Raw genomic sequence first — 25,887 nt, 5'->3', positions numbered from 1 at the left:
CTATCCCGTTGTGAGAGCGGTGCTTGCCCGCGATAAGGACACCGCGAACTAAAGTGAATCGCGTCCAGCCTTATCGCGGGTAAGCACCGCTCCCACAGGGAATGTAGCCAGACTTGTTACTTCCAGCTATGCACAGGCCAACCTGCTTTCTGGGCATGTTCCAGCAAGGTGGGGTCCGGATTGACGACATGGGGATGATCAACCTTGAGCAACAACGGTAGATCATTGCGTGAATCCGAGTAGAAACTCGCGCCTTCGAGGTTTTCACCTTCGGCATCCAGCCATTCCATGAGACGGGTGATCTTGCCTTCGCGGTAGGTCAGGGTGCCGACGGTCTTGCCGTTGTACACACCGTGAGCGACGTCCAGTTCGATGGCCAGTACTTCATCAATGCCAATACGCTCGGCAATCGGTTTCACCAGATGAACCCCCGACGCTGAAATCACCAGAATCCGGTCGCCCGCAGCGCGGTGTTCGGCGATGCATTTAGTGGCGTCGCTGAAAATGATCGGCTCGATGTAATCCTCGACCCAAGGGCCGACCAGATGGTCGACTTCTTCCGGGGTGCGGCCAAGCATCGGCTCCAGGCTGAAGGCCATGTAGTCTTCCATCGCCAGCTTGCCTTCGCTGTAGGCCTGCATCAGTTCGTGATCGCGTTTGATGAACGACGCTGGATCCACCCAGCCAAGCCTGGCCATCTGCTCACTCCACAGACTGGCGCAGTCGCCGGCAATCAGGGTTTCGTCCAGGTCAAAAATTGCTAAAGCCATGGCGCGCTTTTCCTTACTCTTTATCTGTTCTATCTGTGTTTAGCGCGCAGCGGCAAGCTTCAAGCTATAAGCGGCAAGCAAAGCCGTGCGCCGTATCTGCTTGCGGCTTGAAGCTTGCCGCTTGCAGCTGTCTTCAGACCTCACACAACGCCGAAGCATCAATCCTCAATGTCACCCGCGTCCCGTCAGCCAGCAAATCCTCTGCCGAGCGATTGAGCACGTCCACCACCAACTCCACGCCGCGGGCTGCAACCCGGTAGCGGATCACGTTGCCCAGCAGGCTGTGGCTGCGGATTTGCCCTTCAAGCTCGCCGGTCAGGCTCAGTTGAATGGCCTCCGGACGAATCGCGATGCGGCTGGTGATCGGTCGTTGCATAAGGCGGCTGGCGTCTTCGGCTTCGAGCAGGTTGTAGTTGCCAATGAAGCCTGCGGCGAAAACATCCACCGGCGCAGTGTAAAGGGTTTCAGCATCGCCGCTCTGCACGATACGACCCTGATTCATCAGGAAAATGCGATCTGACATGGTCAGCGCTTCCTCCTGATCATGGGTCACGAAGATCGTGGTCAGGCCCAGCTCACGCTGAATGGCGCGGATCTGCTCACGCAAATGCTTGCGAATTCGCGCATCCAGCGCCGACAACGGTTCATCCAGCAGCAACAGGCGCGGCCGGGTCACCAGGGAGCGGGCGAGGGCGACACGTTGGCACTGCCCGCCGGACATCTGATGCGGGTAACGACTGGCGAAATCCGTCAGCTCTACCAGTTTCAACACCTCGGCAACCCGCTTGTGGGTATCGTCGGCGTTGACCTTTTGCATGCGCAGACCAAATGCGACGTTCTGCTCCACGGTCATGTTGGGGAACAGCGCATAGCTCTGGAACACCATGCCGATGTTGCGCTTTTGCGGGGTCACCGGCACCAGATCGACACCATCCAGCAGAATGCGCCCGCTGTTGACCGAGGTCAGCCCGGCGATGCAGCGCAGCAGGGTTGACTTGCCACAACCGGACGGGCCGAGCAGGGTGACGAACTCACCACGCTCGATGGTGCAGTTGATGTCACTGAAGACTGCCGTGCTGCCGTAATTCTTTTGCAGGTTTTCGACGCTGACAAAACTCATATCAGTCTTTGTCCTTATTCAAACGATTGGCGGCCAGGGTCAGCAGCAACACGAAGAGGAAGTAGGAAATCACCAGCGCACTGTTGAAGTGGCCGCTGCTGTTACGCATGTTGTTCAAGTACACCTGCAGGGTTTCATAGCGCGTGCCGACCAGCAGGTTGGCGAACACGAACTCGCCGAACAGGAAGGAAAACGACAGCAGCAGGGCGACCATCAAGCCTTTGCGCAGGTTGGGCAACACCACTAGAAACGCAGCCTGCCAGGTGTTGGCGCCGAGCAACTGCGCCGCGTCCATCAGGTCGGTCAGGTTGATCGCTTGCAGGTTGTTGCTGATCGCCCGGTACATGAATGGCAGGGCGACGGTGAAGTAGCAGCCGATCAGAATCCACGGCGTACCGACCATCGCGAACGGCCCGGAACCATACAGCTGCAGAAGGCCCACGGACGATGCCACCGGCGGCACCGCGAAGGGCAACAGGATCAGGATGTTCATCAGCGCATCCAGGCGCGGGAAGTGGTAATGCACCACAAACAGCAATGGCAGGATCAGCACCACGGACAAGATCAGCGCGCCAACGCAGACCAGCAGCGACTGGCCAAATGCAGCGAGAAAGCGCGGATCGCTCCACAGCGCGATGTACCATTTGAAGGTCAGGCCGCTGGGCAGAATGCTTGCCGACCAACTGGTGGCCAGCGAATACAGCAGCGTACCGGCGAGAGGCAGCAGCAGGATGAAGAACAGCAGATAAACGACCGCTCGGTGATAAAACCGGGCTGGGCCTCTTTCAGCGCGAGACATGGTAGCTCCTCTTCAGCAACCACTGATGAACGACAGTGACCAGCGTCATCAACCCGACCAGAATCATCGCCAGCGCGCTGGCCATGTTTGGATCGAGGCTGATATCACCTGCAACCATGGCTGCAATGCGGATCGGCAGCACGTTGAAGTTGCCGGTGGTCAGGGCGTAGACCGTGGCGTAAGCGCCCAAGGCATTGGCCAGCAGAATGACGAAGGTGCCGAGCAGGGCAGGGGTTAGCACTGGCAAGCCGATGTAGCGCCAGAACTGAAAGCTGCTGGCGCCAAGCAATGATGCCGAATCACGCCAGTCCTGACGCAGGGCATCGAAGGCCGGGTACAGCAGCAATACGCCAAGGGGGATCTGGAAGTAGGTGTACAGGATGATCAGCCCGGTTTTCGAATACAGATTGAAATCTTCGATGATCCCCGCCTGCTTGAGCATTAAGGTTACGGCGCCGTTGAAGCCGAGCAGAATGATGAACGCAAAGGCCAACGGTACGCCGGAGAAGTTGCTGGTCATGTTGGCGAACGAATTGACGAAGTCCCGCAGGCGCGAATCCACGTTGCGCAGCGAATAACTGCCCAGCACCGCAATGATGATGCCGAACAGGCTGGACCAGAAACTGATCTCCAGGCTGAACTGCATGGCTTGGCGATAGAACCGCGAGTCGAAGGCCTTGATGAAGTTTTCGAGGCCCCAGCCAGCTTCGGAATGCAGGCTGTTGATCGCTACCCAGCCCAGCGGCGCGATCTGAAACACGAAGAAGAACAGTGCAAACGGAAGCAGGCAGAGCAGCCCGAGCCATTTGCCGCGATTGTTAGTGCTCACTTGAGAATCTCCCTGCAGACCGGTTTGTCGTGGGGCACACCGAGCAGTTCGCAGACGATGCCGCACAGCTCGGTTTGCTTGGGCGCAGCCGCAGAACTCAGGCTGAACGCGTCGCCCAGCACGAACAGTGGGACTTCGCGCTCTTCGGGCAGCAGGCCATTGTGGGAGCGGTCGTTGTTCATGCCGTGATCGGCAGTGATCAAGACCTGATAGCCAGCGTCGAGCCAGCCTTGCAGGTAATCCGCGATGATGATGTCAACGCTGCGCGCGCTGTTGCGGTATTGCGGGCTGTCGAGGCCGTGCTTGTGCCCGGCGTCGTCGATATTCATGGGGTGAATCAACAGCAGATTCGGCGCGTGCCTGACCCGCAGGCTTTCTGCGTCGGCAAACAGGTGCGAATCGGGGTAATGGTCAGCGTAGTAAAAATGGCCGTGCTGAATCGGTAATTCGACGTCATCCGTGTGGCGATCACGGGCGGCATCGAACGGCGTACGGTTATACAGCTCGCTGACCCAGTGATAGGCCGCCGCGGCGGTACTGAGCCCGGCATCGGTGGCGTAGTGAAACATGCTGCGCTGGTTGGAAAGGCGTGACACCTGATTGTGGGCGATGCCGCTTTCAATCGGCGGTACGCCGGTCATGATGCATTCGTACAGCGGGCGCGAGAGTGCCGGCAATTCGCATTCCAGCTTGTGAAGCGAGGCTCGACCTGCGTTGGCGTAAGCCTGCAGATGGCCCATCGCATGTCGGGCCACTTCGTAGTTGAGGCCGTCGAGCACGATGAGGATGACATTGTGGTTCATGAGCCAATCGCTCCGGCAGGCACAGGCTTTTTGGGGAATGACGGTGGAAAACGGCCTCATCCTTGAGGCCCGTAGCGCATCAGTTCATTTCAACGATGACTTGCTCGTTCCACATCTGTGGCAGCGCTTTGGAGGTTTTCTCCCATGCTGCTGCGTTTTTGATTGGCGTCACGCCTTTGTACTGCTCGTTTGGCAGCAGCTTGGCCTGCACTTCAGGTGGCAGGGTAAGGTGCTCGGCACGAATCGGGCGGGCGTTGCCTTTGGCCAGGTTGATCTGACCGGCGTCACTGAAGATGTATTCACGGGCCAGCTTGGCAGCGTTAGGGTTTTTCGCGTATTTGTTGATGATAGTGGTGTAGCCGGAAATGACCGAGCCATCGGACGGGATCAGTACCACGTAGTCATCCGGATTGGTCATCTTGGCCTTGTAGCTAAGGCCGTTGAAATCCCAGACGATGCCCACTTCAACTTCGCCTTTTTCCATGCTCTGGATATTCGGGTTGTTAAGGGCCAGACGCTTTTGCTTGGCCAGTTCGGTGAACAGTTGCAGACCGGGCGCGATATTGCTTTCGTCGCCTTTCATGGCAATCGCGGCGGCCAGAACCCCGTTGGCGGCCTGAGCCGCGGTGCTCACGTCACCCACGGTAACCTTGTACTTGCCTTCCTTCAGGTCAGACCACTTGGTGGGTACTTCGGAACCGTGCAGCAACTTCTTGTTGACCACGAAAGCGATGGTGCCGGTGTAGGCCAGTGCCCAATGACCATCTTTGTCTTTCGCCCAGTCAGGAACCTGATCCCAAGTGCTTGGCTTGTACGGCTGGGTTACGCCTTTGGCGGCTGCGATAGGGCCGAAGGCCGCGCCGACGTCACCGATGTCAGCGCTGGCGTTGTCTTTTTCCGCGTCGAACTTGGCGATTTCCTGGGCCGAGCTCATGTCAGTGTCCATGTGCTTGAGGCCGTATTTGGTCTGCAAGTCGGCCCAGGTGTCTTTCCAGTTAGCCCAGTCGTCCGGCATGCCAACACTGTTGACTGCGCCTTCAACCTTGGCGGCTGCTTCAAGGGTTTTCAGGTCAGCGTCTGCCGCCATGACTGACGTGCTGAGAGCGATAGCGGAACCGAGGAGTGATGCCAGCAAAAGGTGTTTCATTCGAAGCTCCTTGTGCACTTCTGAAAGATCTTTTTAGAAGTGATCGTTGCGGGTTGGTTGGTCTAGGTCAGCAATACCTGAGCCAAGTTAAGCTTTTTCGATGACATTTTTATGTTGCTGCGGCGCATTGTCTGCCGAAGGTTGAGTCGGCTCGCCACGTGCGGACTAAGCGTAGACCATGATGAAAGCCTTGATCTGAAAGGCCTTCAGCAGTTTTTCAAATGAGGCTGGCATGGTTTGTGATGGGCGTTGTCATGGAGCAGTCATCTACACTCCGTAGGCTGTTTCTGCGCACTGATGCGTGCAGCGAGAATAAAGAGTGCGCTGTTTTGGCGCTGGTCTAGTCCAGAAAGGAAGCCTGATGCGCGAAGAAGTGCCCCGTGCGGTCACAACGATTTGTAATGCCCTGCAAGAGCAGATCGAGCATGGTCTTTTGCCGCCCGGCAGCAAGTTGCCCGCAGAACGCAAGTTGAGTGAGGTGTTCGACACCACGCGTATCACCTTACGTGAGGCATTGGTGCAGCTGGAAGCGTTGGGGCTTATTTATAGAGAGGAGAGACGCGGATGGTTTATTTCGCCGCCACGTCTTGCCTACGACTTGATGCGCCGCAGCCACTTCCACGCCATGGTCGAGGCCCAGGGCAGGGTTGCCGATACCCAGGTCATTTCTGCACGCCTGCAACCGGCTTCTGCAAAAATCTGTGAAATGCTGCAATTGCCTGCGTTGTCCAGCGTGATCCAGATCTGCCGTGCGAGGCGCATTGACCAGCGTCTGGTGCTGTACGTCGAGCATTACCTGAACCCGGAATACTTTCCCGGCATCCTCGATTACGACCTCAATCAGTCACTGACCGAGCTTTACGCCAGCCGCTATGACCTGCGTTACGGCCAGGTCCGCTTCGAGATGGTGCCCACCGCGCTCCACGCAGAAGCCTCGGCGGCGCTCAAGGTTTCACTGGGTAGCCCAGGCTTGCGTATCGCAAGGGTGAACTTCGATCAGAACGGCCGCTTGATTGACTGTGATCTGGAGTACTGGCGGCATGATGCGATTCATGTGAGTGCGGTGGTGCGGGATATCTAAGGTCATATGAGCAGTAAGGCGTGGGACCGGCTTTAGCCGGGAAGGGGTCGGTTCAATCACTACATTTTCATCTGCCGAACACCGCCTTCCCGGCTAAAGCCGGTCCCACGTCAGTACTTCAGTGAGACAGGCTTGGGCAAGCCGGAGCATGGACCTGCTTGCCCTCTTACTTATGGCAACTCATGACTCGCATAAAATGCGGTCAGTACTTTCACCAGATGCGCCAGGTCCTGACTGCCCGCCAGTTCCCGGATCGAGTGCATGGCAAACGTCGGCAAGCCGATGTCCACGGTGCGCACGCCCAGGTGGCTGGCGGTGATCGGGCCGATGGTTGAGCCGCAGGCCATGTCGCTGCGTACCACGAAGCTTTGCACTGGCACTTCTTCGGCCATGCACAGATGGCGGAAGAACCCGGCGGTTTCGCTGTTGGTGGCGTAGCGCTGGTTACTGTTGACCTTGATCACCGGACCGGCATTGAGTTTCGGGCCGTGGTTGGCGTCGTGCTTCTCGGCATAGTTAGGGTGGATGCCGTGAGCGTTGTCAGCCGAAACCAGCAATGATTTCTGGATAGTACGCACGTAATCTGCGCCGTCGGGCAGCAGGCGCTGAATGATCTGCTCCAGCATCGGGCCGTCAGCGCCGCAGGCCGACGACGAGCCTACTTCTTCATGGTCTGTGCAGACCAGCAGGCAGGTTTCGTCAGTGTCGGTGCCCAGCAGCGCTTGCAGACCGGCGTAGCATGACAACAGGTTGTCCAGACGTGCGCCCGCGATGAAGTCGCCATTCAAACCAACCACGGCAGCGCTTTGCGTATCGTAGAAGCTCAACTCGTAATCGAGCACCACATCGGCGTTCAGGCCGTGTTCACGCGCCAACTGGTCGGTGAGCAATGCGCGGAAATCTGCGCGCTCATCACCGGCGACCTGAGCCAGAATGGGCGGGAGCTCGGTTTGCGGGTTGATCGTCCAGCCTTCGTTTGCAGTGCGGTTGAGGTGGATCGCCAGGTTGGGGATCACTGCAATCGGCTGCTTGAAGTCGATCAGTTGGCTTTCGACTTTACCGTCGCGACGGAAAGTAACGCGGCCAGCCAGGGACAGGTCACGGTCGAACCACGGCGCGAGCAGGGCGCCGCCGTAGACTTCGACGCCCAGTTGCCAGAAACCCTGACGCTGCAGCTCAGGTTGTGGCTTGACCCGCAGGCAGGGGCTGTCGGTATGGGCGCCGACCATGCGGATGCCGCCGGTCAGTGGCGATTGACGGCCCATGCGGAACGCCACAATTGATGAGTCATTGCGTGTGACGTAATACCGGCCACCGGTTTCAGTGGCCCAGGTTTCGCGTTCGTCCAGGCGCTGGAAGCCAGCAGCTTCAAGGTGTTGAACGAGGGTGGCGGTCGCATGGAAAGGGGTAGGAGAAGCCTTGAGGAAATCAATCAGGCCTTTGTTCAGCTCATCGCGCATAAGTCACTCCAGACAGCAATGGCGGGAGTTTACCGTATTGGTGTCGGGCGCGGTGGCAAGTCATTTGAGTTGTGATGACCTTATCGTCCGGATGCGGCCCAGACCAAGCACCGCTCCCACATGAGATCGAGTTCCCCTGTGGGAGCGTTGCTTGCCCGCGATAGATACGCCGCAGAGACAACGGCCAAAGCTCAATCAAAACGGCGCAGGACACTCAAACCGCAACCGCTCGCCACTCTGCGGATGGGTAAAGCTCAACATGCTCGCATGCAGGCACAAGCGCGGATACGCGGCCAGTGCTTCCGGATGTGCATACAGACCATCGCCCAGCAGCGGATGCCCGATCGACAGCATGTGTACCCGCAATTGATGAGAGCGTCCGGTAATCGGCGTCAGTTCGACACGGCTGTAATGGCCGCAACGCTCCAGTACCTTCCAGAACGTCTGCGCATGCTTGCCAGCTTCGTGATCCACCACATGCCGAGGCTTGGTGGGTGGGTCGTAACGCAAGGGGAGGTCGATGCTGCCGCTGTCCAGCGTTGGTTCACCCCAGCACAGCGCGGTGTAGGCTTTTTCTGTTTCCCGATCATGAAACTGCCGGGACAGTTCGCGATGGGTGTCCGGATCGCGGGCCAGCAGAATAATCCCGGAGGTTTCCCAGTCCAGGCGATGAACGATGCGAGCTTCGGGGTAACCGTTTTCCTGCAGGCGGGTGATCAGGCAATCCTTGTTGTCCTCGGCACGACCGGGGACGGAAAGCAGCAGGGTCGGCTTATCGATCACCAGCACGCCAGCGTCCTGATGAATGATGCGGATGTTCGACAACGGCATTTAACGGCCTCTAAACGCAACGGCGGCATCAGCCCCACTCGTAAGAATGGTGCTGATGCCGCCGCAGGCAACCGCCGGATCTAGCGATCTGGCAGGGTGATATTGAGTTCCAGAATCGAACAGCTGCCCTGGTTTTCCAGAGCAACCTGCACGTCGTTGGACTCGATGTTGACGTACTTGCGGATCACTTCGACCAGCTCTTTTTGCAGGGCTGGCAAGTAGTCCGGAGTCGTACGTTGGCCGCGTTCATGCGCCACGATGATCTGTAGACGCTCTTTCGCAACCGACGCGGTACTGACTTTTTTGCTGGCACGAAAGAAGTCGAAAATGTTCATCAGTTACCCCCGAACAGGCGTTCGAAAAATCCTTTCTTCTGAATGTCCAGGAAACGGTGCTCGCGCTCTTTGCCCAACAGACGATCAACGGCATCGCTGTAAGCCTGACCAGCATCGCTCTGATCGTCGAGGATGACCGGCACGCCCTGGTTGGAAGCTTTAAGTACTGCCTGGGACTCCGGGATCACGCCCAGCAGAGTCACCGCGAGGATTTCCTTGACGTCATCGACGCCCAGCATCTCGCCCTTGCTGACACGCTCCGGGTTGTAGCGGGTCAGCAGCAGGTGTTCCTTGATCGGGTCTTCGCCGCGCTCGGCACGACGGGACTTGCTGGCCAGCAGGCCCAGCATGCGGTCCGAGTCACGTACCGACGATACTTCCGGGTTGGTCACGACGATGGCTTCGTCAGCGAAGTACATCGCCAGGTGAGCACCGGTTTCGATACCCGCCGGGGAGTCGCAGACGATGTACTCGAAGGATTCCTTGAGTTCCATCAGGACTTTTTCCACGCCTTCTTTGGTTAGCGCGTCTTTGTCACGAGTCTGGCTGGCCGCCAGCACGAACAGGCCTTCGATCTTTTTATCCTTGATCAGCGCTTGTTGCAGGTTGGCTTCGCCGTTTACCACGTTGACGAAGTCATACACCACACGACGCTCGCAGCCCATGATCAGGTCGAGGTTACGCAAGCCGACGTCAAAGTCGACGATGACAGTTTTGTGGCCGCGCAGTGCGAGACCGGTACCGATGGCGGCGCTGGTGGTGGTCTTGCCCACACCACCCTTGCCGGATGTAACCACGAGAATCTTGGCCAAGGTGTATCACCCCTAGAGGAAAAGGACATTGAGTCCTGAAGAGCGTCCCTTGAAGCGGCGACCGTCGAACAATGATGGAAATTGAAAGCTGTCAGGCGTCCTACCTTGAGAGCGATTTGCCAGGAACGATGAAAGCCCCTGGATTTCCTACTACCTTTGCTACGTTTTCGCGACGAATCAGGGATGCTTTGAAAATGGCGCAGTATCCGTTAAAGCCGGATGATGTTCAACACGTCACCTGACAGGCTGACCTGTACCGACGTACCCCACAGTGGATCCCTGCGTAAATCTTCCGAAACCTTGTACTGCCCGGCGATGGATATCAGCTCGGCACCCATTTGCTGACAGAAGATTCGCGCCTTGGTGTCGCCTTTTATTCCTGCCAGCGCTCGGCCGCGCAGTGGACCGTAAACATGGATGTTGCCATCGGCGAGAAGTTCCGCACCGGGACTGACCGGGGCAATCACCACGAGATCACCGCCGGGGGCATAGATCTGCTGACCACCGCGTACGGGCGTGGTGATCACGCGGGTCGGTTTGACGGTTGGCTCGGGCGGTGTTTCGGCTTTTTTCTTCGCCGCTTCACCTTCCAGCGGGTCCAGTGGGCGCTCGCGGGCACCTGAAGGCGGCAATACCGGCAAATCGATTGCGATGGCTGCGGCGATGTCTTCGATACGGTTGGCGCGGATCGCCAGGGTGCGCAGGCCGTGCTGACGGCACACACGCATCAGGCCGGGCAGGTCCACGGCGCCGCTGTCGGCGGGAAGTTTGTCGAGGGCCAGCACCAGCGGGGTATTGCTGAAAAAATTCGGTGCCTGGGCCACTTTCGCTGCCAATTGGCGGTCGAGGGCCTCAAGGTTGTTACGGGCCAGCTCCAGCACAGTGATGGCGAGCATGCTGCCCTTGAGTTGGAAGACAGGTTCCTGTTCTTGCGATTCGTTTTGGCTCATGGTCGGCATACAACGGCTTGTCGCTAAAAGTGCCGAGACTTATAACGATAACGCCCGCTAGCCGCAAGCGGGGTCGAACCGTTGTAGAATGCGCGGCCATGGTTTTGATGGACGCTTTAATGGATCGCCCGCGTTTTCGAGCTTATTTTCTTCACCCCCGTTTCTGGCCGCTATGGCTGGGGCTCGGGCTGTTGTGGCTGGTTGTTCAACTGCCATTCCGCGCGCTATTGATCATCGGGCGGCTGCTGGGCGCGGTGATGTATCGGTTTGCCACTGATCGCAAATACATTGCGTCGCGCAATCTGGAGCTGTGCTTCCCGCATCTGTCCAGCGATGAGCGCAAGCGTCTGCTCAAGGAAAATTTCGCATCCACAGGCATCGCCTTTTTTGAAATGGCCATGAGCTGGTGGTGGTCGAAGGAGCGTCTGGCCAAACTGGCGCACATCGAAGGTCTTGAACACCTGCAGGCCGCGCAGCAGCAAGGGCAGGGCGTTATTCTCATGGCGCTGCATTTCACTACGCTTGAAGTGGGCGCTGCATTGCTGGGCCAGCAACACACTATTGATGGCATGTACCGCGAGCACAAAAATGCGCTGTTCGATTTTGTTCAGCGTCGCGGTCGTGAGCGCCACAATCTGGATTCACTGGCGGTAGAGCGTGAAGACGTGCGGGGGATGCTCAAGCTGCTGCGTGCCGGTCGCGCGATCTGGTACGCACCTGATCAGGACTACGGCGCCAAGCAAAGCGTGTTCGTGCCGTTGTTCGGCATTCAGGCCGCCACCGTGACGGCCACCAGCAAATTTGCCAAGCTGGGGCGTGCTCAAGTCGTACCGTTTACTCAGCAGCGATTGGCTGACGGAAGTGGCTATCGGCTGGTTATTCATCCGCCGTTGCAGGATTTTCCGGGCGAAAGTGATGAAGTCGATTGCTTGCGCATCAATCAATGGGTAGAAAGTGCCATTACGGAGTGTCCTGAGCAGTATCTCTGGGCGCACCGTCGATTCAAAAGCCGACCTCCGGGCGAGCCAAAAATCTATAAGAAGCGTACGTGATCAACTGAGGCGCAGCTAAATGCTCGAACCCGTCATCGCAATGGATGCTGTGAATGATGTAGAACCCGTTACCGGGTTGATTCTGTCTGGTGGTGGGGCGAGGGCTGCTTATCAGGTTGGGGTGTTGGCGGGGATTGCCGATTTACTGCCTCCGGGCGCGCCCAATCCGTTTCCGGTCATTGTCGGGACGTCCGCAGGCGCGATCAACGCGGTCAAACTGGCCAGCGGAGCATTGCACTTCCGTACGGCAGTGCATCAATTGACCGAGTTCTGGCAGGGATTTCGCAGCCATCAAGTGCTGCGTAGCGACTGGCGAGGCGTGATGAGTCAGGCCGGGCGTTTCTTCGGCAACAGCCTGCTGGGGATTGGCTCCCGAGTGCCAGTCGCCTTGCTCAACAGCTCGCCGCTACGAGACCTGCTCACTGAGCGGCTTGACCTGTCAGGCATTGATGCGGCAATTGCAGCCAAACACCTGCGGGCGGTAGCAGTAACTGCGTTTGGTTATGAGTCTGGCCACGCCATGACGTTCTATCAGGGCAAGGGCACCATCGATCCGTGGCTGCGCCATCGTCGACTCGGAGTGCCGACGCAACTGACCATTGATCATTTGCTCGCCAGCTCGGCGATCCCGTTGCTGTTTGCGCCGGTAAAGATTGATCAGGAATATTTTGGCGACGGTGCGGTGCGACAGTCAGCACCGATCAGTCCCGCGCTGCATCTGGGAGCCAATCGAGTCCTGGTAGTGGGTGTCAGCGGTAATCCGCGAGGTGCTGATGCCAACCGGCAGGTGCAGCGTGTCACGAACGGCAGTCAGCCAACCCTCGCGCAGATCAGCGGACACATGCTCAACAGCACCTTCATCGATAATCTCGAAAGCGACATCGAAGTGCTGGAACGGATGAATCTGGTCAGTGACATGCTGCCCTGCGAGCATCGTGTGCGTGAGAAAGGCCTGGCCCCTGTGGAGGTCTTGATCATTGCTCCGAGCCAGCCCATCGACCAGATCGCTGCCCGCCATCGTCATGAACTGCCGAGAGCTTTACGCACGTTTTTGCGCGGGCCGGGGGCGACCAAAACCAGTGGTGCCAGTGTGCTCAGCTATCTGTTGTTTGAAGCAGGATACTGCCGGGAATTGATTGAGCTGGGGCGTTATGACGCCATGGCGCAGGGCGAACAGTTGAAGCGTTTTTTGCGGATTGAGTGAGCCGGGAAGGCTGACTATCTGACGTTGATAGACAGTTCGGTACCGGCACTTTATTGCGCTGGCTGCCGGCGATTTCAACGTGCCGTGACGACATTGGAAATCTGTGTAAAGAAGGGCTCCAGCCTTTCTCGTGGAGCGTCATGTTCAACCACCAGGGCTGCTACCTCGCGACACTCCGCCACTTGATAATGCGCAACGCTAGAGAGCTTTTCATTCGTCGCTGCGACAACCAGTTGGCCGCTCGCCGCGATGACCGCGCGTTTAAAATCGGCGTCATCTAATTCGAATGCGGTCACGCCGTTATCAGGGTCGATGGCGCAGGCTCCGATAAAGCAACAGTCAAAGTTGAACTGCTGTAATTGCTGGACTGATCTTAATCCGGTCACACCCCCTGTCTTCGGATTCAGACGCCCTCCCAATAGAATGACTTCGGCGCGGGGCAGTTTCATCAATTGCACTGCAATCAATGGTGAGTTAGTCGCCACGGTCAGTTGCAACTTGGGATCTATCGCGCAGGCGATCGCCATATTCGTAGAGCCCGCGTCAATGAATACATGTTGTCCTGAGGTCAAAAACGAGGCGGCAGTCTTACCAAGTCTTTCCTTGCGCGACGAGTCCTGAAGTACCCGGACGTCCATCGGATCTTCCGATTCACGCATCAGGATCGCCCCACCGTAGACGCGCTTACAAAGTCCAGCCGCCGCCAAGGCACTCAGGTCGCGTCTTATGGAGTGCTCGGATACACCGAACTCACTTGCCAGATCAGTCGCAATCACACGTCCGTGCCTTACCAGGCGCTCTTGAATTAATTGCTGGCGTTCTCCAGGGAACGCTTCAAGTGTGGAGATCATGCTTCAAAACCCTTCAAGACCAATCATAAACGAGCAGAACCAAGCGCGAATATCCTGTTCTTTTATCCTGAAGTCAAACGTATTACCGGAACGCTTACTCTCTGACGGCACAGATGTAGCGACTGCACTGGCTTCTTCCCGGCTGAAGCCGGTCCTGCGGATCGCATAAATCCTGTGGGAGCGAGGCTTGCCCGCGATAAGAGCACCGCAGATATCAGGTATATCGCGTCCAGCCTTATCGCCGGCAAGCCTCGCTCCTACAATTAATCTGATATCTCCCGCAGGAGTGCGGCTGCCCTAGGGCGTCAGTGCCGACAACCCAAAACAGCATTCACGCCGTCAACCGATCATCCCGAAAATCCCGCAGAGCCTGTTCGATCTCTTCACGGGTGTTCATCACAAACGGGCCGTACTGCACGATGGGTTCACGCAGCGGTTTGCCAGCGATCAACAATACCCGGGCACCGTTTGCGGTGTTCAGTTGCAATTCGCCTTCTTCGGACAAGCGCACCATTCGGCTGGTACTGACAGTCTGCGGCTGGCCTGCAACGTCCAGGCTGCCTTCGTAGACGTACAGCAGCACCCGGTGCCCATCAGGAACACGCGGGCTGATGCTGCTGCCAGCGGGCATGTGGAAGTCGAAATACTGCGGTTCGGTGTCTGGACGCTGCACGGCACCGGCCTGCTGAATCTGGCCGTCATCGAACTGCCCGGCGATCACCACCACCTCGACACCATCGCTGGTGGTCAGGCGCGGAATGTTCTCCGGCTGAATGTCCTGGTAACTGGCGTCGCTCAGCTTGGTCTTGCCCGGCAGGTTCAGCCACAGCTGGAAGCCACGCATCGTACCTTCTTCCTGTTCCGGCATCTCGCTGTGGATAACGCCTCGCGCTGCGGTCATCCACTGCACACCGCCACCCTGCAGCAAGCCGACATTGCCCATGTGATCTTCATGGCGCATACGACCCTCAAGCATGTAGGTCACTGTTTCGAAACCCCGATGCGGGTGCGGCGGGAAACCCGCGATGTAGTCATCTGGCTTATCGGAACCGAACTCGTCGAGCATCAGAAACGGATCGAACTGCTCAACACCCTGTCCTCCGAAAACGCGGGTCAGCTTTACACCGGCACCATCCGACGCGGGTTGCCCGGCTTGAATCGACAGCACTTTGCGAAATTGGCTCATGGAGTTTCTCCTCATCAATGGCGACCATGCTATGCCTGTTTGATTGATTGATGGGTGAAGATTTTCCGGGTAATTGATCGGGTTTGTTGATGGCTTGCGGCGTGATTGGGAATGCGATCAGTTCGTGGGAGATTCTATGTTTGCGCGCAACCGGATGTGACGACGTGGGACCGGCTTTAGCCGGGAAGAGGCCAGTACATCCACGCCATATTCATCGTCTGAAATTCCGCCTTACCGGCTGAAGCTGGTCCCACGTCGCTACCCCAAGCTTCACAGGGTGATCGCATTCTCGACCAGGGTGTGAGTGTGCACAAAAAAACGGCCAGCCGGATCACTCCGGCTGGCCGTTTTCTGTACCGCCTTACTGTTATTCGGCGATCTGCAGCTTGCGGGCTTCGGTATAGACGTAACGCACTTTCTCGTATTCGAACGGTGAGTTCATCTGGCCGTAGCGGAAGCTGGTGCTGTAGCGGCGATCAATAGCACGCAGCAGGAGGAGCTCCGGGTGATCGCTGCTGACCTGAGCCACGTTGAGGAAGTTGATCTGCGATTCGGCCGTGAAGTCGAAAAGCAGGCCGCCAGTGTCACGCAGGTTGGATGGGCCAAGCAGCGGCAGCACCAGGTAGGGGCCGGCCGGTACGCCGTAGAAGCCTAGCGTCTGACCGAAGTCTTCGCTCTGACGTGGCAGGCCCATCATGGTGGCCGGGTCCCAGAGGCCGACAACTCCGATGGTGGTGTTAACCAGCAGGCGACCGGTTGTTTCCAGCGAGCGCTGGCCTTTGAACTGGAACAGGCTGTTCAGCAGGTTGGGAATTTCACCCAGGTTGGAGAAAAAGTTGCTGACGCCGGTACGCACGAAACCTGGGGTGACGTAGCGGTAGCCGTTGACCACCGGCAGGAACACCCACTCGTCGAAGCGGTAATTGAAGTGGTAGACGCGACGGTTCCAGGATTCCAGCGGGTCATAGACTTCCAGCGCCGTCAGCGTGGCGCGTTCGAATTCCCGTTGATCCAGGCCCGGGTTGAACTGCAATGACTTGAGCGGCTGGGTAAAGCCGTCGGCATCGTCCTGACGAAGCACGGTGGCCGGGTGTTCAGCAATGTTGCTGTTGACGACGTCGGCAGCCTGGACGGTTCCTGCGCAGAGCAGGGCAGCGAGGAGTAAAAGACGTTTAGCCACGGAAGAACTCCAGCATGGCGTCGCTGTTGACGCGGTAATTGATGTTGCCGCAATGGCCGCCGTAAGGGTAAACGGTCAGGCGATCGCCGAAGGTCTTGCGCAGGAAACCCAGGTCGCCAGAGCCAAGAATCACGTCGTCAGCGTTGTGCATGACGGCGATCTTCGAGCTGCTGTGCAGGTAATCTTTCAACGCATACAGGCTGACCTGATCCACCAGTTGCAGCAGGCTGCCGCCATCGGTGCGGGCGCGCCACATCGGGATAACCTGCTCGGTCAGGTAGCAATCGAAGTCGCATTGCAGCGCACGACGCAGGAACGGTGACAGGCTCGTGCCTTCGGTGATCGGAAACTTCGGTGGCGTGATCAGGCCGCGACGGTTGATCAGGTCGGACGTGAAAGCGATATCGGCTGACGAGAAGCGGAACGAGGTGCCGATCAACATCGCCATCTGTTCATTGGTCAGGTGCTGCTTCGACTGCTGGAAGTCGTACAGCAGAGCATCGTTGAGATCGATGTAACCTTTCTGACGGAAGTAACGGGTCAGTTTGGCCAGTACCAGCTCATAGAAAGTGGTGCTGTTATCGATGCCCTTGACGTTGGTTTGCACCAGTTTGTCGAGGTTGGAAATCGAGGTGTAAAGGTTGACCGGCGGATTGAGCAGCAGGACTTTCTTGAAGTTGAAGCTGCGGCGGGTCTCGTCCAGACGGCTGACGAACGCGGCGTTGAGGGCCCCAAGGCTATAACCCGTCAGGTAAAAGTCGGTGATTTTCAGCTCGGTTTGTTGAGCACGCACCGCCTGCATCACGCGATACAAGTCTTCAGCATCTTCGGTGGAAATGCCCGGTGTCGCGAAACGTGAGGCGGAGCTCATGAAGTCGTAGCTGGTTGGCGACGACAGCTGTACGACGTGATAACCCGCGCCGTAATAAAGCTTCTTGAGAAATTCGTTGATGGTGCTGTTATACGGCGCGCCGGTGCCGGCGATCAGGAAGATCAGCGGTGCGGCATGATCCTGCTTTGCCAGGCGATAACGCAGCTTTTTCACGGCCCAGAAATTGTCCGGCAACGTGAACTCGCGCTCCGGACGCAGATTCAGGGTGTAGTCGTCCTGATCGATGTCATCGTCGGCGGGCAACTCTGGACGCATGTCGGGAGGCGTGGTGGCAATGGTCGCTTCAAAAGGGTTCTTTAAAGGAAAGCCATACGTGGCGGGGTCGACATCGACCGCCATAGCGGACGCACTCAAACAGAGGCCGCCGACAATGGCAGCGAAGCGCAGGAAACGGAGCATGACTAGATCCCTTGGGAAAGAAGTGCTGATGAGATACGCGGGCTATGACCATCGGTGTAGTGCCAAAGTGCCCTACTCGCAAGCGAACCTTTGTAAATAGATCGAGACAATACACGTTCTCTGGCGTCAAGAGAGCAGTGGTGTGGTTTTTTATAGCGGTAAGGGATGGAATCAAACCTTGTAGGAGCTCACGAGCAACGCGAGGCAGCGATAGCGGACTGCCTGACACATCGCTATCGCTGCCTCGCGTTGCTCGTGAGCTCCTACAGACATAGGGTGATTCAAACAACAGGCCGGGCGTCACAAATCCCAGACAGCATAAAGGGGAGCCGAGGCTCCCCTTTAAATGGTTTTACGTGCTCTTTTTTTATTGTTTTAGGGTGGCCTGTTGTTGTTTTTGGCGACCGATCCCTTTACTGCGTTCTTGTTCGATCCCCATCCGGGATCAAGAGCAAACGTATTTTTTTGAGCGCTGACTCACTTCGACCTTGCGATCCAACCAGTTCTGGAGCTACCTGAAGGTAGTTTTATTATTCTCTGCCCGGTTGCGAGAGCCCGAAGGCGCCTCTGTGAAGCTGATCCACTCCAAAAAAATCTGTTAGCTGCGTCTCTGTGCCTTTGTTCTTGTTATGTCAGAGCCGATACGTCTTGTTCTTATTAGGTGTGCCGCATTTTTATTCTTGTTATGCCAGAGATATAGCAGAAGCTGTGCCAACTTTAATAAACCCATATAAAACAATGAGTTGTGTTTTTCGTGAGTCGGGGGCGGGGAGGGAGGCGGGTAAATCTGTTCCCGTGTTACACGCTGTTACAGCGGTTGCCGGGCTGTCGGTAACACTCCTGTCATCAACGCGCGTTACCCGGTAGCGCTCGTTGTCACGTGGGGCCAGGGCAAGCTGATGCACTTAGCTGGCCCTGACCTTGAGCAGGATCTTCGAAAGCGTTAACGCAGTGGACGCGGTTCGACATGCAATTTCCGGACGGAAGCGACTGCTTTTTACGACAAGGTTGTCGCTGATGGCACGCCGATGTCGTTTCTCCGTGTCTTGATGTCGCTGACAGAGCATGTCGGATTGCCTCGGGGGTTGATGATCAACGGGCGATACGATGCTGGCCATCATTCGCCGAATCACTGAGGCGTGAAAAAGTGCGCGGTGCTCCAAGGCTGGGCGCGGACTGCGGTCTTTATAAAAACGTTAACGATGCCTGACCGATGTCGGGCGCGAGACTACCGGGGAAGTAACGATGAAGATGCGAAAAATCCTGGGCGTGGGTGCCGCACTGGCACTTGCTGTCAGTTCCACGCTGGCACATGCCAAAGAAGTGAGTATCGGTTACGTAGACGGTTGGTCCGACAGCGTTGCGACGACCAACGTCGCCGCTGTGGTGATCAAGCAAAAGCTGGGTTATGACGTGAAGCTCCAGGCAGTAGCTGCCGGGATCATGTGGCAGGGCGTTGCCACCGGCAAGCTGGACATGATGCTGTCGGCCTGGCTCCCGGTCACTCATGGCGAGTACCTGGCGAAGAACAAAGACAACGTCGTGAACTACGGCTCCAACTTCAAGGACGCCAAAATCGGCCTGATCGTGCCTGAGTACGTGGAGGCCAACAGCATTGAAGATCTCAAGACCGATGCTTCCTTCAAGAAGAAAATTGTCGGTATTGATGCGGGCTCGGGCGTCATGATCAAAACCGATCAGGCGATCAAGGATTACGGGCTGGACGGCTACAAGTTACAGGCAAGTTCCGGCGCCGGGATGATTGCAGAGCTGACTCGCGCTGAAAACAAGAAGGAATCCATCGCAGTGACCGGCTGGGTGCCGCACTGGATGTTTGCCAAGTGGAAACTCAAATTCCTCGAAGATCCAAAAGGCGTCTATGGCGCGGCTGAAACCGTTGATAGCGTCGGCAGCAAAGAACTGGCGACCAAGGCACCGGAAGTTGCCGAGTTCCTGAAGAAATTCCAGTGGAAGTCCAAGGATGAAATCGGCGAAGTCATGCTGGCTATCCAGGATGGCGCCAAACCTGAAGCCGCGGCCGAGGCCTGGGTTGCCAAGAACCCTGATCGCGTGAAGGAGTGGACGGGTAAATAAACGCCACGTCTGACGTAACATCCTGAGCCGCCCGGTTAACGACCGGGCGGTTTTTTATTGGCAGGTTTTTGTGTCTGGTGAAGATGCTGGATGCTTGGCAGGGCCGAATCTGATCTATAAACAATAACTTTGTATGCCTTCTACCTGCGTCTCATGTATCGCGGGCAAGCCCATCTCCTATCAAACAAAATGCAACTACCTGATTTGGAATGCTTTCACTGTAGGAGTGAGCTTGCTCGCGATAGCGTCAGTCCAGGCGACAAATTAGTCGATCAAGAGATCGAATCGCGAGCAAGCTCACTCCTACAGGTCCAATGTTGCTACGCGACAGCGCTGTGTCAGGGACACCGGGCGATCTCCCACAGGACCTGCGCCATTCAGTGGGACCGGCTTCAGCCGGGAAGAGGCCGGGACAGACGCTGAATCTTTATCTGCAGAAAAACCGCCTTCCCGGCTAAAGCCGGTCCCACGTCAGCTTGCAGGCATACATAGAATTTCCCACATAGACCGCGCTACTCCTCAGGCCCGGTTTCAGCCGGGAATGTCGCTCTAATACTAAGGTCGTCTGGAGAGCTTGCCAGACCGGACTAAAGTGCAATACGTGACATCTCATCTGTGCTGCGAGGACAAAAACAATGAACGACAGCATTTACCTCTCGATTCAAAACAGCCCCCGTTTCAAGGAGCTGGTATCCAAAAGGGAGCGGTTCGCCTGGATTCTTTCAGCGATCATGCTCGGGCTTTACGCCGCTTTCATCCTTTTGATTGCTTACGGACCACACATTCTGGGCGCGAAACTTAGCCCGACATCGACTATTACCTGGGGAATGCCGATTGGGGTCGGCCTGATCTTGTCTGCTTTTGTGCTGACAGCCATCTATGTTCGCCGTGCCAACGGTGAGTTCGATGACCTGAACAACGCCATCCTGAAGGAGGCACAGCAATGATCGGGCGCCTATCAGCAGCATTCGGCCTGGCCGCTTTTGCACCGTCCCTCTGGGCGGCAGATGCGTTGACCGGCGCTGTGCAGAAACAACCCCTGAACATCTCCGCGATCGTCATGTTCGTGGTGTTCGTCGCCTTCACCCTGTACATCACTTATTGGGCCTCGAAAAAGAACAAGACAGCGTCGGACTACTATTCAGCGGGCGGCAAGATCACCGGTTTTCAGAACGGTCTGGCTATCGCCGGTGACTACATGTCGGCGGCGTCCTTTCTGGGGATTTCCGCGCTGGTGTACACCTCGGGTTATGACGGTCTGATCTACTCGATCGGCTTCCTGGTGGGCTGGCCGATCATTCTGTTCCTGATCGCCGAGCGCCTGCGTAACCTGGGCAAATACACCTTTGCTGACGTGGCGTCCTATCGACTCAAGCAGAAAGAGATTCGCACCCTGTCTGCCTGCGGTTCGCTGGTGGTGGTTGCGTTCTACCTGATCGCACAGATGGTCGGTGCCGGTAAGTTGATCCAGCTTTTGTTCGGCCTGGACTACACCGTTGCCGTGATTCTGGTCGGTATCCTGATGTGCCTGTATGTGCTGTTCGGCGGCATGCTGGCCACCACGTGGGTACAAATCATCAAAGCCGTGATGCTGCTCTCCGGTGCATCGTTCATGGCGCTGATGGTGATGAAGCACGTCAACTTCGACTTCAACATGCTGTTCTCCGAGGCGGTCAAGGTTCACCCTAAAGGTGAAGCGATCATGAGCCCGGGCGGTCTGGTGAAAGATCCGATCTCGGCGTTCTCGTTGGGCCTGGCACTGATGTTCGGTACCGCTGGTCTGCCGCACATCCTGATGCGCTTCTTCACCGTAAGCGATGCCAAGGAAGCCCGTAAATCCGTGCTCTATGCCACTGGCTTCATCGGTTACTTCTACATCCTGACCTTCATCATCGGCTTCGGCGCGATCCTGCTGGTCAGCACCAACCCGGCGTTCAAAGATGCAGCGGGCGCTTTGTTGGGTGGTAACAACATGGCAGCGGTGCACCTTGCCGATGCGGTGGGCGGCAGTCTGTTCCTGGGCTTCATCTCGGCAGTAGCGTTCGCGACCATTCTGGCAGTGGTTGCCGGTTTGACCCTGGCGGGTGCTTCGGCGGTCTCCCACGACCTGTATGCCAGCGTGATCAAAGCCGGTAAAGCCAACGAGAAGGACGAAATCCGTGTCTCGAAGATGACGACGATTGCTCTGGCAGTTGTGGCAATCCTTCTGGGTATCGCGTTCGAAAGCCAGAACATCGCGTTCATGGTGGGCCTGGCGTTCTCCATCGCTGCCAGCTGTAACTTCCCGGTCCTGCTGCTTTCCATGTACTGGAAAAACCTGACCACCCGTGGCGCCATGATTGGTGGCTGGATGGGCTTGATCAGCGCCGTGGTGTTGATGGTTCTGGGTCCAACCATCTGGGTGCAGATCCTGCATCACGAGAAAGCCATCTTCCCGTACGAATACCCGGCGCTGTTCTCCATCGCCATCGCATTCGTGGGTATCTGGTTCTTCTCGATTACCGACAAGTCGAAAGCGGCAGAGGGGGAGCGCGCCTTGTTCTATCCGCAGTTCGTACGCTCGCAGACTGGCCTGGGTGCCAGCGGTGCGGTGTCGCACTAAACAGTAGGAAGTGCTCTACAAGAAGCAGCCTTCGGGCTGCTTTTTTATTGCAGTGAGGATCTTGGTAGCGATGGCGGCTTGTCTGACACTTCGCCATCGCTGGCCTCGTAACCTCGGTGATCTCCTACAGAACAGGATTCAATCTGGAAGCTGCAGTGTTGTCGATAAGAGCACCCCGCGTTCCTGACACGGTGCTACATACACTTGTAGGAGCGCACGAGCACCGCGAGGCCGCGATGGCGATTTATCAGAAAGGACGCTCTCGCCGCCTCGCGGTACTCGTGAGCGCCTGCAGAAAACGCATTCCAAATCAGGTGGTTGAATTTTGTTTGATAGAAGTCATCGAAGTTTACGACGGCCGAGATGGAGGATTGTCAGACACTTTGCCATCAAGTGGTTAGATGAAAAGGGAATTTGGTAGTTAAGCGCTGGAAGTTATTAGTTGATATTCCAATAAAAAGCCCCGCTATAAGCGGGGCTTTTTTACTGCTGGTGCGGGAACGTTATATCCGTCCCAGCAACACCAGAATCAACAGGATCACCAGAACGGTACCGATGATGCCCGATGGACCGTAGCCCCAGCTGCGGGAGTGCGGGAATACTGGCAGACCGCCGATCAACAGCAGGATCAGGACGATGATAAGAATAGTGCCGATGCCCATGATGATTTCCTTCCTTAGTTCTTGGTAGATGGCTAGAACAGTTCAAGCTTCCGCCCGATGGCATAAAGTTTGTGCTGCTTCATTGATCCGACTGTAGGCGTTCGGAAAAAGTCCATCGGAAACGTGAGAAAGTTTACATTTTGAAAAAAGTTTATAGTTGCCTAAATCAGGTTGAACTTTAAACACCCGTAGCTGTTTTCATTTTCGTCTGCGCCCGCTGAGGACATTTTAAATGCTCTATCGTCTCGGAGCTGATGCTGTATTGGTCGTCCACCTGTTGTTTATCGTCTTCGTGCTGTTTGGCGGGCTGCTGGTTTTGCGCTGGCGGTGGGTGATGGTGTTGCATGTGCCCGCGATGATATGGGGCGCGGTGGTGGAGTTTTTTCACCTCTACTGCCCACTGACCCCTCTGGAAAACGCCCTCCGGGTACGCGCTGGCGGCGAGGGTTACGAGGCTGGCTTCATCGAACATTATCTGGTCGCGCTGATTTATCCCGCAGGCCTGACTCCGCAGATCCAGCTCTGGCTGGGTGCGATAGTGCTGACCAGTAACCTTGCGGTGTATGGCTGGCTCATCATCCGTGTATGGCGAAAGCCCGCGTAGGCCGTGGGTTTGCCCGGGTCATTCAGCGCCCTGATGGTGGGGCGAAGTGACGAATTCCGTGGTTACACTGGGCCCACGTCGTAAAAAACACGAGCCCCTAACCACAAGGCGTTTGCTATGCACAATCGCATCATGATCACCGGTGCAGGTTCCGGCCTGGGTCGCGAAATCGCTTTACGCTGGGCCCGGGAGGGCTGGCATCTGGCATTGTCTGACGTCAACGATCTCGGTTTGCAGGAAACTCTGAAGCAAGTGCGCGAGGTCGGTGGCGATGGCTTCGTGCAGCGCTGTGATGTGCGCGACTACAGCCAGCTCACGGCACTGGCGCAAGCGTGTGAAGAGAAGTTTGGCGGTATCGACATTATCGTCAACAACGCAGGTGTGGCGTCGGGTGGTTTCTTCAACGAGCTGTCCCTCGAGGACTGGGACTGGCAAATCGCGGTCAACCTCATGGGCGTTGTTAAAGGCTGCAAGGCTTTTCTACCGATGCTGGAGGCGAGCAAGGGCAAGATCATCAACATCGCGTCCATGGCCGCCCTGATGCAGGGCCCCGCCATGAGTAACTACAACGTCGCCAAAGCGGGGGTGGTGGCGCTGTCGGAAAGCCTGCTGGTGGAGCTGCGTCAGCAGGAAGTCGGTGTCCACGTGGTGTGCCCGTCGTTTTTCCAGACCAACCTGCTGGACTCTTTCCGCGGGCCGACGCCGACGATGAAAGCTCAAATCGGCAAGTTGCTGGAGAGCTCGCCGATCACTGCTACGGATATTGCTGATTACATTTTCGAACACGTCGCTCAAGGGGAATTCATGATCTTGCCCCACGAGCAAGGACGTATGGCCTGGCAATTGAAGCAGAAGAATCCCCACGCGCTGTACGACGAGATGGCAGGCATGTGCCAGAAAATGCGGGCGAAGGCGCGGCAGGTCAGGGAGTAAGTTACCAGCTGTGAATTTGATCTATGTGGGAGCCGGGCTTGCCCGCGATAAGGCTGGACGCAATTCAGGATAGATCGAGGTGCTTTTATCGCGGGCAAGCCCAGCTCCCACATGACCGCGTCCCGGTTCAACCGTCGTGGTGTTCATAAGCGCTCTCTTTTAGCCGCATGCCTTTCGTTACAGCCCATATTTTCTGATACGGTTGCCGCCATCCATTGCAACCGTTGAAGAGAATTTCTGTGCTCAATTACCTGTGGTTTTTCCTGGCGGCATTGTTTGAGATCGCGGGTTGCTATGCGTTCTGGATGTGGCTGCGGCAGGGCAAGAGCGCGCTGTGGGTGATTCCCGCGCTGATCAGTCTGACTCTGTTTGCTGTGTTGCTGACCCGGGTCGAGGCGGCGTATGCCGGTCGGGCCTATGCGGCTTACGGCGGGATCTACGTTATTGCTTCGATCGCCTGGCTGGGGATCATCGAGCGGGTCAGGCCATTATCATCAGACTGGCTGGGCGCAGCGCTTTGTGTGGTCGGCGCGAGCATTATACTGTTCGGTCCGCGCTGGTCAGCGCCGTAAATTTCCTACGTATTTCACAGCTATGTAAGACATTTCCTTCGGCTGGTTCCGGCGGGGACGAAGGACGTTACTGAATTTTTCCCGACCAATTGATGACCGTACACAGGCCATGCACTCTGCTCTCTGGTAAACAATAAGAGAGCAGGGACATGCTGGTAATAATGCGCGACATAGGAGAAGTCTTCTCCATCGGTGATGAAATCACCATCCAGATTCTGGCCATTCACGGTAATCAGATACGTTTGGGAGTCGAGGCGCCGAAGCACATCAAAGTGCACCGGGCGGAGGTTTACAAACGCATCGCTCAAAGGGTTTCACAACAGGCAAAAGCGAACCGGTCGCTTCCGGACGCAAGCTCGTGATCAGTCAAAAAACTCTTTGGGCACGTCATGCTTGAGCATGAGCTGGCACTGTTGGCTTTCCAGATCGAAAAAAATCACCGCCTGGCCTTTGCTCAATGCATGTCTCACACGCAATACGCGAGTTTCCAGCGGTGTTTCATCGCCGTTGTCAGTGCCGTCACGGGTGACGAAGTCCTCGATCAGACGGGTAAGAGTGTCAGCTTCGAGTTGGTCGTAAGGAATCAGCATAGGCGTTCTCGCATCAATTCCCGGCGATGATAGTGCCGATGCATGGAAAAAGCAGGTGGAATAATCGCGGCTTATCCCCGCCAGTAAATTTGAAACACGATTCCCTTGTGGGAGCGGTGCTTGCCCGCG

27 protein-coding genes are annotated in these 25,887 nt (G+C 56.8%); 10 read left to right on the top strand and 17 right to left on the bottom strand.

Translation table 11 applies throughout. The features are described 5' to 3' along the window. Positions 1-116 precede the first annotated feature (116 nt). From CKW31_RS05920 to CKW31_RS05895, 6 genes are all read right to left on the bottom strand, one after another. Positions 117-770, bottom strand: coding sequence for an HAD family phosphatase (locus CKW31_RS05920; RefSeq protein WP_095093463.1), 654 nt, complete (start codon positions 768-770; stop codon positions 117-119). Between the two features lie 133 nt (positions 771-903). Further along, positions 904-1,890: an ABC transporter ATP-binding protein gene (locus tag CKW31_RS05915; protein ID WP_095093462.1), complete on the bottom strand. Its 987-nt coding sequence runs from the start codon at positions 1,888-1,890 to the stop codon at positions 904-906. A gap of 1 nt (position 1,891) precedes the next feature. Then, the gene (locus CKW31_RS05910) at positions 1,892-2,689 is read right to left on the bottom strand and encodes an ABC transporter permease (protein WP_095093461.1); all 798 of its coding nucleotides are present in this window, start codon (positions 2,687-2,689) and stop codon (positions 1,892-1,894) included. Beyond that, a complete protein-coding gene (locus CKW31_RS05905; protein ID WP_095093460.1) occupies positions 2,676-3,518 on the bottom strand; it encodes an ABC transporter permease subunit in 843 nt (280 codons plus the stop codon). Before CKW31_RS05905 ends, CKW31_RS05910 begins: the two co-directional genes overlap by 14 nt. After that, complete coding sequence (locus CKW31_RS05900; protein ID WP_095093459.1) at positions 3,515-4,321, bottom strand: alkaline phosphatase family protein; 807 nt, start codon at positions 4,319-4,321, stop codon at positions 3,515-3,517. The genes CKW31_RS05905 and CKW31_RS05900 overlap by 4 nt, the downstream gene beginning before the upstream one ends. 79 nt (positions 4,322-4,400) lie before the next feature. Beyond that, positions 4,401-5,468: an ABC transporter substrate-binding protein gene (locus tag CKW31_RS05895; protein WP_095093458.1), complete on the bottom strand. Its 1,068-nt coding sequence runs from the start codon at positions 5,466-5,468 to the stop codon at positions 4,401-4,403. A 361-nt stretch (positions 5,469-5,829) separates the two neighbouring features. On the opposite strand from CKW31_RS05895, the gene CKW31_RS05890 reads away from it, so the two are divergent. Next, positions 5,830-6,549 carry a UTRA domain-containing protein gene (locus CKW31_RS05890; protein ID WP_095093457.1) on the top strand — a complete coding sequence of 240 codons (720 nt, stop codon included), beginning with the start codon at positions 5,830-5,832 and terminating at the stop codon, positions 6,547-6,549. A 170-nt stretch (positions 6,550-6,719) separates the two neighbouring features. On the opposite strand, the gene CKW31_RS05885 is transcribed toward CKW31_RS05890, so the two are convergent. The 5 genes from CKW31_RS05885 to minC all read right to left on the bottom strand — a co-directional run bounded on the left by CKW31_RS05885 (position 6,720) and on the right by minC (position 10,937). Continuing rightward, positions 6,720-8,009 (bottom strand): M18 family aminopeptidase, encoded by a 1,290-nt coding sequence (locus CKW31_RS05885; protein WP_095093456.1) that lies wholly within the window; start codon positions 8,007-8,009, stop codon positions 6,720-6,722. 195 nt (positions 8,010-8,204) lie between these two features. Next, a complete protein-coding gene (locus CKW31_RS05880) occupies positions 8,205-8,840 on the bottom strand; it encodes an RluA family pseudouridine synthase (RefSeq protein WP_095093455.1) in 636 nt (211 codons plus the stop codon). A gap of 80 nt (positions 8,841-8,920) precedes the next feature. Continuing rightward, positions 8,921-9,175 carry a cell division topological specificity factor MinE gene (minE, locus tag CKW31_RS05875; protein ID WP_027898645.1) on the bottom strand — a complete coding sequence of 85 codons (255 nt, stop codon included), beginning with the start codon at positions 9,173-9,175 and terminating at the stop codon, positions 8,921-8,923. After that, positions 9,175-9,987, bottom strand: coding sequence for a septum site-determining protein MinD (gene minD / locus CKW31_RS05870; RefSeq protein WP_027898644.1), 813 nt, complete (start codon positions 9,985-9,987; stop codon positions 9,175-9,177). The genes minE and minD overlap by 1 nt, the downstream gene beginning before the upstream one ends. A 209-nt stretch (positions 9,988-10,196) precedes the next feature. After that, positions 10,197-10,937, bottom strand: a complete 741-nt coding sequence (gene minC, locus CKW31_RS05865) for a septum site-determining protein MinC (RefSeq protein WP_095093620.1) — start codon at positions 10,935-10,937, stop codon at positions 10,197-10,199. A 119-nt stretch (positions 10,938-11,056) separates the two neighbouring features. On the opposite strand from minC, the gene CKW31_RS05860 reads away from it, so the two are divergent. Together CKW31_RS05860 and CKW31_RS05855 are read left to right on the top strand one after the other, a co-directional pair. Then, a complete protein-coding gene (locus CKW31_RS05860; protein ID WP_095093454.1) occupies positions 11,057-11,989 on the top strand; it encodes a lipid A biosynthesis lauroyl acyltransferase in 933 nt (310 codons plus the stop codon). 19 nt (positions 11,990-12,008) lie between these two features. After that, a complete protein-coding gene (locus CKW31_RS05855; RefSeq protein ID WP_095093453.1) occupies positions 12,009-13,193 on the top strand; it encodes a patatin-like phospholipase family protein in 1,185 nt (394 codons plus the stop codon). 74 nt (positions 13,194-13,267) lie between these two features. On the opposite strand, the gene CKW31_RS05850 is transcribed toward CKW31_RS05855, so the two are convergent. From CKW31_RS05850 to CKW31_RS05835, 4 genes are all read right to left on the bottom strand, one after another. Beyond that, positions 13,268-14,044, bottom strand: a complete 777-nt coding sequence (locus CKW31_RS05850; RefSeq protein WP_095093452.1) for a DeoR/GlpR family DNA-binding transcription regulator — start codon at positions 14,042-14,044, stop codon at positions 13,268-13,270. Positions 14,045-14,375: 331 nt separating this feature from the next. Continuing rightward, positions 14,376-15,230: a pirin family protein gene (locus tag CKW31_RS05845; protein ID WP_095093451.1), complete on the bottom strand. Its 855-nt coding sequence runs from the start codon at positions 15,228-15,230 to the stop codon at positions 14,376-14,378. Positions 15,231-15,597: 367 nt separating this feature from the next. Continuing rightward, complete coding sequence (locus CKW31_RS05840) at positions 15,598-16,410, bottom strand: VacJ family lipoprotein (RefSeq protein ID WP_095093450.1); 813 nt, start codon at positions 16,408-16,410, stop codon at positions 15,598-15,600. Continuing rightward, positions 16,403-17,701 carry a serine/threonine protein kinase gene (locus CKW31_RS05835; RefSeq protein ID WP_095093449.1) on the bottom strand — a complete coding sequence of 433 codons (1,299 nt, stop codon included), beginning with the start codon at positions 17,699-17,701 and terminating at the stop codon, positions 16,403-16,405. Before CKW31_RS05835 ends, CKW31_RS05840 begins: the two co-directional genes overlap by 8 nt. 1,245 nt (positions 17,702-18,946) lie before the next feature. Between CKW31_RS05835 and CKW31_RS05830 the strand changes: the two genes are divergently transcribed. The 3 genes from CKW31_RS05830 (at position 18,947) to CKW31_RS05820 (ending at position 22,397) form a co-directional block, all read left to right on the top strand. Continuing rightward, entirely contained in the window at positions 18,947-19,795 is an 849-nt protein-coding gene (locus CKW31_RS05830) for a glycine betaine ABC transporter substrate-binding protein (RefSeq protein ID WP_095093448.1), read from the top strand. Positions 19,796-20,430: 635 nt separating this feature from the next. Further along, positions 20,431-20,742: a DUF485 domain-containing protein gene (locus tag CKW31_RS05825; protein WP_002552552.1), complete on the top strand. Its 312-nt coding sequence runs from the start codon at positions 20,431-20,433 to the stop codon at positions 20,740-20,742. Next, positions 20,739-22,397, top strand: coding sequence for a cation acetate symporter (locus CKW31_RS05820; RefSeq protein ID WP_027899412.1), 1,659 nt, complete (start codon positions 20,739-20,741; stop codon positions 22,395-22,397). The genes CKW31_RS05825 and CKW31_RS05820 overlap by 4 nt, the downstream gene beginning before the upstream one ends. A 503-nt stretch (positions 22,398-22,900) precedes the next feature. On the opposite strand, the gene CKW31_RS05815 is transcribed toward CKW31_RS05820, so the two are convergent. Further along, a complete protein-coding gene (locus CKW31_RS05815; protein ID WP_080238018.1) occupies positions 22,901-23,059 on the bottom strand; it encodes a DUF3309 family protein in 159 nt (52 codons plus the stop codon). Between the two features lie 232 nt (positions 23,060-23,291). Here CKW31_RS05815 and CKW31_RS05810 point away from each other — a divergent pair, with 232 nt between their 5' ends. The 4 genes from CKW31_RS05810 to csrA all read left to right on the top strand — a co-directional run bounded on the left by CKW31_RS05810 (position 23,292) and on the right by csrA (position 25,530). Next, positions 23,292-23,663, top strand: coding sequence for a DUF2784 domain-containing protein (locus CKW31_RS05810; protein ID WP_095093447.1), 372 nt, complete (start codon positions 23,292-23,294; stop codon positions 23,661-23,663). 117 nt (positions 23,664-23,780) lie between these two features. Further along, positions 23,781-24,596 (top strand): SDR family oxidoreductase, encoded by an 816-nt coding sequence (locus tag CKW31_RS05805; RefSeq protein ID WP_095093446.1) that lies wholly within the window; start codon positions 23,781-23,783, stop codon positions 24,594-24,596. A 239-nt stretch (positions 24,597-24,835) separates the two neighbouring features. Further along, positions 24,836-25,168, top strand: a complete 333-nt coding sequence (locus CKW31_RS05800; protein ID WP_095093445.1) for a YnfA family protein — start codon at positions 24,836-24,838, stop codon at positions 25,166-25,168. A gap of 149 nt (positions 25,169-25,317) precedes the next feature. Beyond that, complete coding sequence (csrA, locus tag CKW31_RS05795) at positions 25,318-25,530, top strand: carbon storage regulator CsrA (RefSeq protein WP_095093444.1); 213 nt, start codon at positions 25,318-25,320, stop codon at positions 25,528-25,530. On the opposite strand, the gene CKW31_RS05790 is transcribed toward csrA, so the two are convergent. Next, the gene (locus tag CKW31_RS05790; protein ID WP_027899418.1) at positions 25,531-25,758 is read right to left on the bottom strand and encodes a YheU family protein; all 228 of its coding nucleotides are present in this window, start codon (positions 25,756-25,758) and stop codon (positions 25,531-25,533) included. Positions 25,759-25,887 lie beyond the last annotated feature (129 nt).

This window comes from Pseudomonas sp. Irchel 3A5, from assembly GCF_900187575.1.
Classification (GTDB): domain Bacteria; phylum Pseudomonadota; class Gammaproteobacteria; order Pseudomonadales; family Pseudomonadaceae; genus Aquipseudomonas; species Aquipseudomonas folii.
This window is presented reverse-complemented; position numbering and strand designations above follow the sequence as displayed.

Excerpts from the sequence above, each read along its gene's own strand:
- CKW31_RS05825 (WP_002552552.1), top strand. The coding sequence starts at position 20,431 with ATGAACGACAGCATTTACCTCTCGATTCAAAACAGCCCCCGTTTCAAG.
- CKW31_RS05805 (WP_095093446.1), top strand. The coding sequence starts at position 23,781 with ATGCACAATCGCATCATGATCACCGGTGCAGGTTCCGGCCTGGGTCGC.
- CKW31_RS05850 (WP_095093452.1), bottom strand. The coding sequence starts at position 14,044 with ATGATCTCCACACTTGAAGCGTTCCCTGGAGAACGCCAGCAATTAATT.
- CKW31_RS05920 (WP_095093463.1), bottom strand. The coding sequence starts at position 770 with ATGGCTTTAGCAATTTTTGACCTGGACGAAACCCTGATTGCCGGCGAC.
- CKW31_RS05835 (WP_095093449.1), bottom strand. The coding sequence starts at position 17,701 with ATGCTCCGTTTCCTGCGCTTCGCTGCCATTGTCGGCGGCCTCTGTTTG.
- CKW31_RS05860 (WP_095093454.1), top strand. The coding sequence starts at position 11,057 with ATGGATCGCCCGCGTTTTCGAGCTTATTTTCTTCACCCCCGTTTCTGG.
- CKW31_RS05910 (WP_095093461.1), bottom strand. The coding sequence starts at position 2,689 with ATGTCTCGCGCTGAAAGAGGCCCAGCCCGGTTTTATCACCGAGCGGTC.
- CKW31_RS05810 (WP_095093447.1), top strand. The coding sequence starts at position 23,292 with ATGCTCTATCGTCTCGGAGCTGATGCTGTATTGGTCGTCCACCTGTTG.
- minE (WP_027898645.1), bottom strand. The coding sequence starts at position 9,175 with ATGAACATTTTCGACTTCTTTCGTGCCAGCAAAAAAGTCAGTACCGCG.
- CKW31_RS05895 (WP_095093458.1), bottom strand. The coding sequence starts at position 5,468 with ATGAAACACCTTTTGCTGGCATCACTCCTCGGTTCCGCTATCGCTCTC.
- CKW31_RS05855 (WP_095093453.1), top strand. The coding sequence starts at position 12,009 with ATGCTCGAACCCGTCATCGCAATGGATGCTGTGAATGATGTAGAACCC.
- csrA (WP_095093444.1), top strand. The coding sequence starts at position 25,318 with ATGCTGGTAATAATGCGCGACATAGGAGAAGTCTTCTCCATCGGTGAT.
- CKW31_RS05915 (WP_095093462.1), bottom strand. The coding sequence starts at position 1,890 with ATGAGTTTTGTCAGCGTCGAAAACCTGCAAAAGAATTACGGCAGCACG.
- CKW31_RS05880 (WP_095093455.1), bottom strand. The coding sequence starts at position 8,840 with ATGCCGTTGTCGAACATCCGCATCATTCATCAGGACGCTGGCGTGCTG.
- CKW31_RS05885 (WP_095093456.1), bottom strand. The coding sequence starts at position 8,009 with ATGCGCGATGAGCTGAACAAAGGCCTGATTGATTTCCTCAAGGCTTCT.
- CKW31_RS05790 (WP_027899418.1), bottom strand. The coding sequence starts at position 25,758 with ATGCTGATTCCTTACGACCAACTCGAAGCTGACACTCTTACCCGTCTG.
- minC (WP_095093620.1), bottom strand. The coding sequence starts at position 10,937 with ATGAGCCAAAACGAATCGCAAGAACAGGAACCTGTCTTCCAACTCAAG.
- CKW31_RS05815 (WP_080238018.1), bottom strand. The coding sequence starts at position 23,059 with ATGGGCATCGGCACTATTCTTATCATCGTCCTGATCCTGCTGTTGATC.
- CKW31_RS05820 (WP_027899412.1), top strand. The coding sequence starts at position 20,739 with ATGATCGGGCGCCTATCAGCAGCATTCGGCCTGGCCGCTTTTGCACCG.
- CKW31_RS05900 (WP_095093459.1), bottom strand. The coding sequence starts at position 4,321 with ATGAACCACAATGTCATCCTCATCGTGCTCGACGGCCTCAACTACGAA.
- CKW31_RS05845 (WP_095093451.1), bottom strand. The coding sequence starts at position 15,230 with ATGAGCCAATTTCGCAAAGTGCTGTCGATTCAAGCCGGGCAACCCGCG.
- CKW31_RS05830 (WP_095093448.1), top strand. The coding sequence starts at position 18,947 with ATGAAGATGCGAAAAATCCTGGGCGTGGGTGCCGCACTGGCACTTGCT.
- CKW31_RS05890 (WP_095093457.1), top strand. The coding sequence starts at position 5,830 with ATGCGCGAAGAAGTGCCCCGTGCGGTCACAACGATTTGTAATGCCCTG.